General features: G+C 72.1%; 11 protein-coding genes. 5 read left to right on the top strand and 6 right to left on the bottom strand.

Annotated elements, in window-relative coordinates:
• Positions 1-24: 24 nt before the first annotated feature.
• From CP970_RS01260 to CP970_RS01250, 3 genes are all read right to left on the bottom strand, one after another.
• Positions 25-459, bottom strand: coding sequence for a VOC family protein (locus CP970_RS01260; RefSeq protein WP_150492846.1), 435 nt, complete (start codon positions 457-459; stop codon positions 25-27).
• Between the two features lie 388 nt (positions 460-847).
• The gene (locus CP970_RS01255; RefSeq protein ID WP_150492844.1) at positions 848-1,846 is read right to left on the bottom strand and encodes a hypothetical protein; all 999 of its coding nucleotides are present in this window, start codon (positions 1,844-1,846) and stop codon (positions 848-850) included.
• 155 nt (positions 1,847-2,001) lie between these two features.
• On the bottom strand, positions 2,002-2,691 hold the full coding sequence (locus CP970_RS01250) for a YoaK family protein (RefSeq protein WP_055550766.1): 690 nt from the start codon (positions 2,689-2,691) through the stop codon (positions 2,002-2,004).
• 112 nt (positions 2,692-2,803) lie between these two features.
• Between CP970_RS01250 and CP970_RS01245 the strand changes: the two genes are divergently transcribed.
• A complete protein-coding gene (locus tag CP970_RS01245; RefSeq protein ID WP_055550764.1) occupies positions 2,804-3,226 on the top strand; it encodes a hypothetical protein in 423 nt (140 codons plus the stop codon).
• Between the two features lie 34 nt (positions 3,227-3,260).
• On the opposite strand, the gene CP970_RS01240 is transcribed toward CP970_RS01245, so the two are convergent.
• Positions 3,261-3,770 carry a DinB family protein gene (locus CP970_RS01240; protein WP_055550762.1) on the bottom strand — a complete coding sequence of 170 codons (510 nt, stop codon included), beginning with the start codon at positions 3,768-3,770 and terminating at the stop codon, positions 3,261-3,263.
• A 232-nt stretch (positions 3,771-4,002) separates the two neighbouring features.
• Between CP970_RS01240 and CP970_RS01235 the strand changes: the two genes are divergently transcribed.
• The 3 genes from CP970_RS01235 (at position 4,003) to CP970_RS01220 (ending at position 9,262) form a co-directional block, all read left to right on the top strand.
• Entirely contained in the window at positions 4,003-5,193 is a 1,191-nt protein-coding gene (locus tag CP970_RS01235; RefSeq protein WP_055550760.1) for an acyl-CoA dehydrogenase family protein, read from the top strand.
• A 107-nt stretch (positions 5,194-5,300) separates the two neighbouring features.
• Complete coding sequence (locus CP970_RS01230) at positions 5,301-6,800, top strand: alpha/beta hydrolase (protein ID WP_224058132.1); 1,500 nt, start codon at positions 5,301-5,303, stop codon at positions 6,798-6,800.
• A gap of 224 nt (positions 6,801-7,024) precedes the next feature.
• A complete protein-coding gene (locus CP970_RS01220; RefSeq protein WP_055550758.1) occupies positions 7,025-9,262 on the top strand; it encodes a serine/threonine-protein kinase in 2,238 nt (745 codons plus the stop codon).
• A 13-nt stretch (positions 9,263-9,275) separates the two neighbouring features.
• Here CP970_RS01220 and CP970_RS01215 read toward each other — a convergent pair whose 3' ends face one another.
• Entirely contained in the window at positions 9,276-9,902 is a 627-nt protein-coding gene (locus CP970_RS01215) for a TetR/AcrR family transcriptional regulator (RefSeq protein WP_055550756.1), read from the bottom strand.
• A gap of 153 nt (positions 9,903-10,055) precedes the next feature.
• Here CP970_RS01215 and CP970_RS01210 point away from each other — a divergent pair, with 153 nt between their 5' ends.
• Complete coding sequence (locus CP970_RS01210) at positions 10,056-11,510, top strand: amidase (RefSeq protein ID WP_055550754.1); 1,455 nt, start codon at positions 10,056-10,058, stop codon at positions 11,508-11,510.
• A 69-nt stretch (positions 11,511-11,579) separates the two neighbouring features.
• Here the strand turns inward: CP970_RS01210 and CP970_RS01205 are convergent, their stop codons facing one another.
• Positions 11,580-12,542, bottom strand: coding sequence for a zinc-binding dehydrogenase (locus CP970_RS01205; RefSeq protein WP_055550752.1), 963 nt, complete (start codon positions 12,540-12,542; stop codon positions 11,580-11,582).
• Positions 12,543-12,552 lie beyond the last annotated feature (10 nt).

The following is a 12,552-nucleotide window of genomic DNA, read 5'->3' as shown; positions in this document are numbered from 1 at the left end:
AGTGGCGGGGGGAGGGGAGGGGGCTCAGGCCCGGGCGGCGGCGACACAGAACTCGTTGCCCTCCGGGTCGGCCATCACGACGTGGTGGCCGTCGAACTCGGCCAGGACGCGGCCGCCCGCCGCGACGAGGCGTGCGGCCTCGGCCCTGATCCGCGCCCAGCGCTCGGCGGCGTCGCCGTGTCCCGGCACCCGGACGTCGACGTGCAGCCGGTTCTTCGCGGTCTTGGGTTCCGGAACCCTCAACAGGGAGAGCCGGGGGCCGGTGCCGTCCGGGGCGCAGAGCCACGCCGAGTCGTCGATGGGGTCGTCGTCCGGCAGCTCGAAGCTCGCGAACCACTCCTCGCGGGTGGCGAAGGGCGCGGGCGGCGGCTCGTCCACATAGCCGAGAGCCGTCTTCCAGAACGCGGCGAGCAGCCGCGCGTCCGCGCAGTCGAGGGTGAGATCGATTCTGGTGGCCATGACGTGACCGTACTGCTGGCCACTGACAACGGGCCGTCCGCACGGGAGTGTTCGGGGTGGTGCGGGGCTGCCCGGGTGGCGAGGGTGGCTCGAGAGTCACTCAAGGATGACTCAAGGCGGCGAAGAATTATCGTGCGTGTGTGTGACTCGGCTGAGGCTGGGCACCCAATTCCTTGGGTCCCGCCGTGTCTCCCCCGTCGCGGCGGGGCCTCACCCTTTGCCGGGCTCCGCTTCCGGCGTCGGCCGGACAGGGGCGTGCCCACCCCGGCAGGGGCGGGCCGGGGTGGGCACGGGGTGGTGCGCGGGGGACGCACCGGAAAGGCGGGCGCCGCGGCCGGTCGGCCGAGCGGCGGAGGCCAGGGCTCACGGCGCCCGCGTGGCCTTCGGATCAGCCGAACTTCACCGAGCTGATCTTGTTGTCGAAGCCGACCGTGGCCAGGTCGGCCACATCGCCGTTGACGACCTTGGACTCGCCGGTGCAGTCACGGCCCGACCAGATCTTCGCCGATCCGCTCATGGAGATCGATGAGGTCACCTTCGGCCGGGCCACGTTCTGGCAGCCCTTGCCCGCGACGCCCTGGGCCGGTCCGTTGTCCGAGAAGTTGGCGTCGTCGAAGAGGACGGCGCTGGTCGCGGGCGCCTGCTGGGCCTCGTCGGGGGCGGTCTCGTCCTGGCCCGCGGGCTGCCCCGCCTTCTGTCCGTCGGGCTGGACGCCGAACCACGTGCCGCCCACGCCCTGCCCGTTGGTGTCGCCCGGCTTGAGGTCCTTGCTGAAGCGGTAGACGGGCCAGCCGCCGACGGTGACCTGGTGGGTGCCGTCGTCACGCGTGATGACACCGACGGCCGACGGGTCCACCCCGTCGACGAAGATCTTGCCGCCGGGGTTCACCAGTACGGGCGGCCAGGTGGTGGCGCAGGCGTCGTTGCAGTTGGACTTGGACGGCGCCGCGGTGTCCTTGTCGAAGCGGTAGAGGGTGAAACCGGCGCCGTTGACGACCACCGGGTCGAGGGCACCCGCCCTGCCCGCGGAGAGCTGCACCCACTTGCGCTGCACCGGCTTGGCCGCGGGCTTGCCGGGCGGATTGGCCCAGTCCCCGGTCTTCGCGGGCGCGCTGTTCCGCTTCGCCGTACCGGACTTGAAGGCGAGGTCCATGGAGCCGGAGCCGCCGTAGCCGGAGTCGGCTGCTTGATCGTTCGCCGATGAAGAGGCATGGGAACCATCGGACTTGGCCCCGGAGCCCGAGTCGTCACCGCCGCCGCAGGCGGACAGCAGCAGGGCTCCAGCGGCGGCGAGGGACGCGAACAGGGCCGCGTTCCCGCGGTACTTGGCGCCCACGCCCGCGCGGGTCCTCGAGCTGCTGGTGGTGTCGGTCGTCGTCCTGGTCATCGGGGTCTCCTCGGTCGGTGTCCGGTGTGGGGCGCTGCCCAATTCGTGCTGTCGCAGCGTGAGTACGGGCGTCGAGCACCGCCGGGTTCAGGGCCTCACACGACCGAGACCAAACCGAGACATTGTCTAAGGCGCGATGATTTCCGGGAGTTGAGTCATTCTCCTTCCCGGTAGCCGATGGCCGCCGCGGTGACGATCGCCGTGGTCAGGAGCAAGGGCCAGGCGATGCCGTGATGGAGGACCAGCCACGCGCCGGGGACCGCGCCCGCGACCATCGCGACCACGGCGATGACGCGGCGTACGGACCGGTCGTCCGTGCCGCCCGCGAGCCGGGAGTCGGCGGCGAGGGCGGCCAGCGTGCGGGTGAGCACGGTGGTGGTCATGTCCGGGACGGCCAGCTTCCCCACCGTGCCGTTGCGCAGCCCCATCGCGAGCGCGACCAGGGCGATCACGGGATACGGCGGCGTGCCGTCGGTCGCGAACGCGACGGCGGTGGCGATGCCGAGCAGTACGGCCTCACCCCACACCGCGGTGCGGACCCAGGGCACCCGGTGCCTGTCACGGAACACGAGCGCGAGCCTGCCCGCGGCCACGGCGCCCGCGAGGAACGCGGCGAGCGACACCAGCGACCCGATGACCGAGAACCCGGGCGCCCCGGCCAGCGCGAACCCGATGACGACGACGTTTCCGGTCATGTTGGCCGTGAAGACGTGCCCGAGGCCCAGGTAGCAGATGGCGTCCACGAGGCCGCTGACGGCGGTCAGCGTGATGAGGACCAGGGACAGGGGATGACGGTTGCCGATCCGCGCGGTCGGCACGGATCGGCTTCCTCGGTGCGTGGTCATCTCGCCGTTCTACCGTGTGGAACGGGCCTGAGCGGGCAGGCCGCGTGGCCTCGCGGCGGAGCGTTTGAGTGACCGTGCGACGGCTACCCGAGCGGAACCGAAGGAGGGTTCCGTGACCGTCACACCATCCCCGCCGGGCCTGCCGACTCTGTCGGCCATGCCTCGTGAGGTGCCCCAAGAGGCACGTCACGAGGATCTGGTCCGCTACCTGGAAGACCGTTTCGCCTGCGTCCAGGCGTGCGACGACTGCGTCCGCGTCTGCGCCGTACGCCAGGGCCCCGCGGACCCCGGCGACACCCCGCGCCTCAACTCGGCCTGCGCGGACGTCTGCGACGCGACCGCGCGGTTCCTCGCCGAACAGGGCGACCAGGGAGACCAGGACGAGCAGCGGGTTCGCATCCAGGTCGAGTGGTGCCGCGCCATCTGCCTCCAGTGCGCGAGCCTCTGCGGCCTGGGATCCGCCACCGACCGCTGTGCCCAGGCGTGCCGCCGCTGCGCGAAGGCGTGCGACGACTTCCTGACGACCATGGGCTGAGGGCCTGACCGGAGCTGTCGCCGTGGGGCCCGCCTCAGGCCCCCACCGTCCCGTCCACGCCCTCCCGCAGGAAGTCCGCGTGTCCGTTGTGGCGGCCGTACTCCAGGAGTACGTGCACCATCACCATTCGCAGGGACACCTCCTCGCCCCAGCGGGGCTGATGTCCTGCCTGGTCGAGGGAGTCCGCCGCCCGCTCGACACGGCGCGAGTTCGCGACCTCGGCCTCCCAGGCGGAGAACGCCTCGTCCCTGGTCGACGCGCTCGCGTCGTACGCCGCCTGGAAGTCGATCTCGTCGGACCAGACCATGGGTGCGTCGTTGTCCTCGAACACGCGGCGGAACCAGGCGCGTTCCACCTCCGCCATGTGCCGCACGAGCCCGAGCAGCGAGAGTGTGGACGGCGGCATCGAGCGCTGCTTCAGCTCCTCGTCGGTGAGGCCCTCGCACTTCATGGCGAGGGTCGCCCGGTGGTAGTCGAGAAAGGCCCGCAGCGTCTCGCGCTCGCTGCCGAAACTGGGCGGTCCCACGCGTTGGTCGCCGGTCACTGGCGCGCCTCTCCTAGGTCAGGTAGGTGATCGGGGGTCAGTATCCACGACTTCAGATCCACGACTCCCGCCGGAGCCGGAGCCGGAGCCGGAGCCGGAGCCGCATCTGAGCCGCAGCCGGTGAAAGGTCCCCGCGCCGCCGCCATTCCCTATTTCTGAAACGCGTTCTACTGTGTGCGCCGTCAAGTCCGGGACCGAGTCAGCCATCAGCCAGTCTGAGCCTGGAGGGGCCGTGCACCTCGAATACACGCCTGAGCAGCAGCGGCTGCGCACCGAGCTGCGTGCCTACTTCGCCGAGCTGGTGCCGGACAACGCCTATGCCAGGTACGGCGATCCCGCCGCCCAGAAGCGGTTCTACCGGGAGACGGTCCGGCGGCTCGGCACCGACGGCTGGCTCGGGGTCGGGTGGCCCGAGGAGTACGGCGGGCGCGGGCTCTCGCCCATGGAGCAGTTCATCTTCTTCGACGAGGCCGCGCAGGCGGGCGTTCCGCTGCCGCTGATGGCGCTGAACACGGTCGGCCCGACGATCATGCAGTTCGGCACGGACGAGCAGAAGGACTACTTCCTGCCGAAGATCCTCTCGGGCGAACTCGACTTCGCGATCGGCTACAGCGAACCGGACGCCGGTACGGACCTGGCGGCGCTCAAGACCAGGGCCGTACGGGAGGGCGACGAGGAGAGCGGCCACTACACGGTCGACGGGCAGAAGATCTGGACGACCAACGGCGACACCGCGGACTGGGTGTGGCTCGCCGTCCGCACCGACCCCGAGGCGCCGCCGCACAAGGGCATCACCATGCTCCTCGTACCGACGAGCGACCCCGGCTACTCCTGCACCCTCATCAACACCCTCGCCTCGCACGACACCACCGCGAGCTACTACGAGAACATCCGCGTCCCCGCGTCGCGCCGGGTCGGCAAGGAGAACAAGGGCTGGCGGCTCATCACCAACCAGCTGAACCACGAACGCGTCACGCTCGCCGCCCACGGCACCATGGCGATCCGCGCCCTGCACGACGTGCAGCGCTGGGCCATGGACACGAAACTCGCCGACGGCCGCCGCGTCATCGACCTGAACTGGGTGCGCCAGCGCCTGGCGAAGACCCACACCAGGCTCGACGCGATGAAGCTCCTCAACTGGCAGATGGTGAACGCCGTCCAGGAAGGCACCCTCACCCCCCAGGACGCCTCCGCCGTCAAGGTCTACGGCTCGGAGGCCCGCCGCGACGCGTACGCCTGGCTGATGGAAGTCGTCGGCGCGGCGGGCTCCTTGAAGGAGGGCTCGGCGGGCGCGGTGCTCCACGGCGAACTGGAGCGCGGCTACCGATCGGCGGTGATCTTCACCTTCGGCGGCGGCAACAACGAGATCCAGCGGGAGATCATCTCCTGGATCGGCCTGGGGATGCCGCGCGTCCGTCGTTGAGGCGTAGAGGCGTAGAGGCGTAGAGGCACTGAGGCGTCGCGGGAGGCAAGCAGGCGCCTGCTGCGTCCCACTGGTCGGTACCCGCATCCGACCAGAAGGAGCATCACGTGCAGCAACTCTCCTACCGGCGGCGCCTGGTGCCGCTGCTCGCGCTGGGGGTCGTCGCCGGGCTCGCGCCGGGACTCGCCACCGGGTCGGCCTCCGCCGCAGAGCCGTTAGGTCCGTACACGCGGCAGAAGCTCTCCTGGAAGCGGTGCGCCCCCGACAAGCCCGCCGCCTTCCAGTGCGCGACCCTGAAGGTGCCCCTCGACTACCGGGCTCCCGAGGGCAAGCGGATCGACGTGGCGGTCTCCCGGATCAGGACGAGCGACCCGGCCGAGCGGCGCGGCATCCTCACCATCAACCCGGGCGGGCCCGGCGGTCCAGGGCTCGATCTGCCCCTCGAGGCCGCCGACGGGCTGCCCAAGGCGCTGCTCGACCAGTACGACCTGGTGGGCTTCGACCCGCGCGGGGTCGGCAGGAGCACCCCCGTCAGTTGCGGGCTCACCCCCGACGAGCTGCCCTATCCGCGCGTCACCCGCTCCGTCGCCGACGCTGCGGCGAACGAGGCCTGGGCCGGGACCTTCGCCGCCAAGTGCCGGGCGGCGGCCGGTGACCGGCTGCCGCACAACAGCACCCGCAACACCGCCCGCGACATGGACGTCATGCGCGCCGTCCTGGGCGAGAAGAAGCTGACGTACTACGGCGTCTCGTACGGCACCGCGCTCGGCGCCGTCTACATGCAGCTCTTCCCGCACCGCGTCGACCGGTTCGTGCTCGACAGCGCCGTCGACCCGGGCCGGATGTGGCGCGGCATGTTCCGGATCTGGGGGCCGGAGGGCGAGCGGGCCTTCCAGCGGTGGACGAAATGGACCGCCGACCGGGACCGGACGTACCACCTCGGCGGTTCGCCCGCCGCGGTCGCGCGGACCTTCTGGCGGCTCGTCGCGCGCGCCGACACGAAGCCGATCGTCTTCGGCGACGCGACGCTCGACGGACCCGCCGTACGCGACCTGTCGCGGCCGGAGCTGTACAGCGTCCGCAAGGGAGCGGAGGTCGTGGCGATGCTCAAGAAGGCCGCCGAGGGGCAGAGCGTGCCCGGGCTGCCCGCCGAGGCGGACAGCGAGAACGAGATCGCGAGCCAGACGGCCGTGCTGTGCGCCGACGCCCCCTGGCCGCGCGACCCGGGCGTCTACCGCCGCGACGCCTTCCACGACGCCGCACGCCATCCGCTGTACGGCGACTTCGCCGCCAGCATCACCCCCTGCGCCTACTGGCCGAGGGGTGCCGAGCCCGTCACCACGGTCGACAACGACGCCCCGTCGCTGATCGTGCAGAACGAATGGGACCCGCAGACCCCGCTGACCGGCGCCCGCGCCATGCACCGCGCCCTGAAGGGCTCACGCATGGTCACCGTCGACGAGGGCGAGGGCCACGGCGTGGTGTTCGGCGACACCCGCAACGCCTGCGCCGAGAACGCCGCCATGGGCTACCTCGCCACCGGCACGCTCCCGGACCGCGACGTCACCTGTCACGCGACACCGGGCCGCCGCGGCATCGACCGTTGACTTGTCAGGCGCGCGCGTGACCCGGCAGACGCACACGAGTCCGGCACCGTCCCGCACAGCGTTCCCTCGCGTGTACGCCCGTAACTTCCGCCCGAGCGCATCCCGCGCGCCGTGGCCCGCCCAGGTGCCGGGAGCGGCCCGGCACCGTACAAACTCGACAGACGGGACGCCATACTGGACGAGCCGGGGAGGGCGCAGCGAAACAACGGGGGCGACAGCACGAGATGGCGGACACCAGGCTGATCCACGGCCGGTACCGGTTGCTGGATCTGATCGGGCGCGGCGGCATGGGCGAGGTGTGGCGGGCGCGCGACGAGTCGCTCGGCCGACGGGTGGCCGTCAAGTGCCTCAAACCGATGGGGCCCCAGCACGACCAGTCCTTCACGCGCGTGCTGCGCGAGCGCTTCCGGCGCGAGGCCCGGGTCGCCGCCGCGCTCCAGCACCGCGGCGTCACCGTCGTGCACGACTTCGGCGAGTACGACGGAGTGCTGTATCTGGTGATGGAGCTCCTGGAGGGCCGCAACCTCAGCCAGCTCCTGGAGGACAACAAACAGCACCCGCTGCCCGTCGACGACGTGGTGGAGATCGCCGAGCAGGTCTCGTCCGCCCTCGCGTACACCCACGAACAGGGCATCGTGCACCGGGACTTGAAGCCCGCGAACATCATGCGGCTGTCCGACGGTACGGTGAAGATCTGCGACTTCGGCATCGCGCGGCTCGGCGCCGACATCGGCTTCACCTCGCGTCTGACCGGCACCGGCATCGCCATGGGCACCCCGCACTACATGTCGCCCGAGCAGATCAGCGGCGACCCGGTCGACCAGCGCAGCGACCTCTACTCCCTGGGCTGCGTGCTCTACGAGATCGCCACCGGCGCCCCGCCCTTCGACCTGGAGGACGCCTGGGCCGTCCTCGTCGGCCACCGCGACACCACCCCGCAGCCGCCCCGCCGCCACCGCGCCGAACTGCCCGGATACTTCGACCGGGTCGTCCTCGACCTGCTCGCCAAGGAACCCGCCGACCGGCCGCACGACGCGCGGGAGTTGGGTCGCCGCATCACCGCGGGCCGCTCCAGCGTCTCGTACGCGCCGACGGTCGTCAGCCCGCCCGTGCGCCGCCCCGAACAGCCGCCGTCCCACGAGCCGCGGCTGCCCTCCTGGACCCGCGGCATGACCACCGGGCACAAGGCGGGCGGCGCGTCCGTGCTGCGCACCACCCCGCCGGACGCGGCGGCGGGCCTGACCGGCGAGTGGATCCCGCGCGTCGACGCGCGCCGGACCGCCGCGGCGCGCGGGCCCGAACGGCCCACGCCGTCGGCCGAGTTGGTCGCCACCCTCACCAGCAGGCACAACGCGGGCCTCAGCCTCGGCAGACTCGGCCGCTGGGCGGAAGCGGGCGAGGTGCACCGCGCGGTCGCCGCCGAGCGCGAGCACGCGCTCGGCCCCGACCACCCCGACACGCTCGCCAGCCGCTACGAGGTGGGGTTCACGCTCAGCCGTACGGGCCGCGCGGCCGACGCGCTGCGCGAGTACGGCCGCGTCGCCGAAGGGCGGGAGCGTTCCCTGGGGCCCGAGCACCCGGAGACGCTCGCCGCCCGCCAGGAGATGGCGTACGTACTGGGCCAGCTCGGGCGGCACTTCGAGGCGCACCAGACGTACACCGCGGTGCTCGCCGTACGGGAGCGCACGGCGGGCCCCGACCACCCGGACACGCTGCGCTGTCGGCACAACCTCGCCTACAACCTGAGCCGCCTTGGCCGTCTGGAGGACTCCTACCGGCTCGCCGGTGAGGTCGCGGCGGCTCGTGCGCGCGTGCTCGGTCCCGCCCATCCGGACACGCTCGTCACGCGGTACGAAGTGGCTTACGCGCTGGGCCAGTTGGGGCGCTGGCCGGAGGCGCTGCAGACCTACCGCGAGGTCGCCGAGGCCCGGGTGCGGGCCCTCGGCGCCGACCACCCCGACACGCTCGCCGCCCGCTACGAGGTGGGCATCAGCCTCGGCAGGCTCGGCCGCAGCGGTGAGGCCCTCGAGCTCTACCGCGACCTGATCGACGACCGCACGCGCGTCAACGGCCCCGCCGACCCCGAGACGTTGCGCGCCCGGCACGGCCTCGGGGTGAACCTCGGCAGGCAGGGCCGTTGGGAGGAGGCCCTCGCGGAGGCCCGCGACGTGTGCGCGATCCGTGAGCGCGTGCTCGGCGCCGACCACCCGGACACTCTGGTGAGCCGTCGCGAGGTCGCCGTCGGCCTCGGCTGGCTCGGGCGCTGGTCCGACGCGCTCACCGAGTACCGCAGGGTGGCCGCGGCCCGCGAACAGGTGCTCGGCGCCGACCACCCCGACGCCCTCGCCAGCCGCAACGACGAGGCGCACTGCCTGGAGCAACTGGGCCGTGGCACGGAGGCGGTCGAGCTGTACCGCAGGGTGGCCGCGCTCCGCCAGCAGCGGAGTCCCGGGGCCCACTGACCCTTCCCGTCGGTCAGTCCGTGTCCGCCCGGGGCGCGTCTCCGGGGGAGCGGTGCCGGTCGACGATGGCCTCGATGATCCGCATCAGCCGGTCCCCGGTCCTGTCGATGCTCCCGTTCACCGTGCTGACCTGGACGCCTTCGAGGAGGAAGGTGATCTCGGCGGCGGTCTGCTCGGGGTCGGGCAGCCCGGCGCCGGCGCACATGCCGACCAGACGGCGGGTCTGGAGGGCCTTGTGCTCCTCGATCACCTGCCGTGCGGGGTGGGAGCGCTCGGGCAGTTCGGCGAGGGAGTTGATGAACGCGCAGCCCCGGTGCGAGACCTCGGGCAGGCCATCGGCGATGAAGCGGGCCAGGCCCAGGATCTGCTCCCTCGGCCGGTCGGGGTGTTCGGCCTCGACCCGGTCGAAGGCCGCCTGATAGTCGGCGGCGAGGATCCGCAGCCACTCCGCGACGAGCGCGTCCTTGGTCGCGAAGTGCCGGTAGATGGCCATCTTGGTGGTCTCGGCCCGCTCGGCGATCGCCTGGACGCTCACCCGTCGGATCCCCTCGCGCTGGAAGAGCTCCTCCGCCGCGTCGAGGATGCGCTCGCGAGGCGGCAGTTTCGCCACCCTGCTCGGCCTTCTGACGGTCGATGCCATGCGTGCTCCGAGCTCCGTGATGTCCGGTCCGTGACCTAGCCCATCGGCTATCGGTCACCGGTAAGGTACCAGTCCGTCCCGCGCGATACCGTCCGGTATCGTCAGGGACTCATCGGTATCGTTCGTTCTCTTCTCACGTCTCAGGGAGTGGCAGTGAAGATCAGTGAGTACGTGGGCTTCGACGCGGTCGGGCTCGCGGAGCTGGTGGCCAGGGGTGAGGTGGCCCCCGCCGAGCCGGAGGCGGCCGCGCGCGAGGCCGCGGAGGCGGTCAATCCGCGGATCAACGCCCTCGTGGAGACCTGGCCGACCGACGACGAACCCACCCCCGGCAAGGCCCCGCTGGCCGGAGTCCCCTTCCTCATCAAGGACATCGGGGTCGCCATGGCCGGGCGGCGCATGGAACTGGGCAGCCGTCTCGCGGCCGGTAACGTCGCCGCCGCCGACTCCGCCCTGATGCGCCGCTTCCGCCGCGCCGGGCTCGTGACGTTCGGGCGGACCACGACACCGGAGATGGGCTACAGCAATACGACGGAACCGGTGCTGTACGGCGAGACCCGCAACCCGTGGAACCTGGGCCTGAGCGCGGGTGGATCAAGCGGCGGCGCGGGCGCGGCCGTCGCCGCGGGGGTGGTCCCGGTCGCGCACGCCACCGACGCCGCGGGCTCGATCCGCATCCCCGCCTCCTGCAACGGCCTCTTCGGGCTCAAGCCCACCCGGGGCAGGGTCTCGTGGGGCCCCGACTTCGACGAGATGTTCAACGGCCTCGCCGTGCACGGTGCCATCAGCCGCACGGTCCGCGACAGCGCGGTCCTCCTCGACCAGATGCGCGGCGCGGAGCCGGGCGACCCGTACACCGCACCGGAGCCGTCGCGGCCGTACGCGCGGGAAGTCACCCGCGATCCGGGCTCGCTGCGGATCGGCGTGCTCGGTCAGGCCTGGGGCGGGCGCCGCACCGTCGCACCCGTGGCCGACGCGCTCGCCCGCACCGCGCGTCTGCTGGAGTCCTTGGGGCACCGGGTCGGGGAGGTCGACGTCGAACTCGGCGTCGACTGGGAGGAGTTGGTCGTCGCCAGTGCCCGTCAGTGGACGGTGAACCTCGCGGCCTCGATCGACGAACTGGCCGCCGCCTTCGGCCGCCCCATCGACTCCTCCACCCTCGAGCCGCCCGTCCTGGCCAGTTACCACTACGGGAAGCGGGTCAGCGGCGCCCAGTTCGTCACCGCTCTCGCGCTCCGCAACCGGGTCTCCCGGGGCCTGGCACGGCACTTCGCCACGTACGACGTCCTGCTCACCCCGACCCTGCCCGAGCTTCCCGTGCCGCTGGGCACCCATGCCGAGGGCGCGGCGCGACTGGACGGCCTCGGCTGGCTGCGCCGCCTCTTCGACATCGCGCCGTTCACCGCGGTGTTCAACGTGGCGGGCACGCCCGCGATGTCCGTACCGGTGACGACCGAGCCCGGGACGGGGCTCCCGATCGGCATGCAGTTCGCCGCGGACCACGGCCAGGAGGGCCGCCTGTTCAGCCTGGCGGGCCAACTCGAACAGGCGAGCCCGTGGGCGGACCGGACGCCCATGGTGTGGGCGGGGGACGGCGTGGCCCAAGCCTGACGCGGCACATGCCCTCTGCCAATCCGGATGCCGCTACGCATGTCACTGCAGATGCCACCGCAGATGACACTACGGAGTCAGCACGATCCTGCCGAACACCTCTCCCGCGGCCATCTTCTGGTGGGCCAGCACGGCCTGGTCCAGCGGGAGTACCTCGTGCACCACGGTCTCGATCTCGCCGCGGCTTGCCGCGGCGAACTGCTCGTCCCGTACGGCACTCTGGTCGGCCTGGGCGACGGAGTCGGCGCTGAAGGCGGCGAACGACAGCGACTTCTGGAACGCGCCCATGACCTTCGCGCCGAAGTCGGCGGGCGGCCAGCCCCCGATGACGCCGACGGTGACCATCCGGCCGTTGGGGCGGAGCCGGTCGAAGAACGCGGGCAGGTCGGGACCGGCTACGACGTCGATGATGACGTCGTAGCCGGCGGGAGCGTCGTCCCCGCCGTCGCCCGAGCGGTCGAGCACGTGGGTCGCGCCCAGCAGTCGCAGCCGCTCGCCGCGTGCGGCGGACGACGTGGTGACCGCGACGGCTTCGGCACCGCGGCGGGCCGCGAGCTGGACCGTCGTCACGCCGATGCTGCCCGCGGCGCCGCGGACCAGCACCGCATCGCCGGGAGCGAAATGGGCGTGCGCGAGCGCGTAATGGGCGACGACTCCCGAGCCGCCGAGCGTGACCGCGTCGATCGCGGAGAGGCCCGCGGGCAGGGGAGCGACCGACTCGACCGCGGCGACGGCGTGTTCGACGTAGCCGCCGCCCCTGCCGGTGGATCCCCAAACCCGGCGGCCGATCCACGCGGTGTCGACGCCGTCGCCGACCGCGGTGACGGTGCCCGCCACCTCGCTGCCGATGACGTGCCCTTCGGTGAAGCCCAGGCCGCCCAGCGCGCCGCTGCGGATCACGGTGTCGACGCCGCCGACACCGATGGCCTCCGTGGCGATGAGCACCTGCCCGGCGGCGGGTGCCGGAGTCGGCAGCTCCACCACGGCCAGACCCTCCGGGCCGCCGTATGCCTTGATCGCAATTGCCTTCAACGGGAATCTC

The organism is Streptomyces kanamyceticus, from assembly GCF_008704495.1.
In the GTDB taxonomy this organism is placed as follows: Bacteria; Actinomycetota; Actinomycetes; order Streptomycetales; family Streptomycetaceae; genus Streptomyces; species Streptomyces kanamyceticus.
This window is presented reverse-complemented; position numbering and strand designations above follow the sequence as displayed.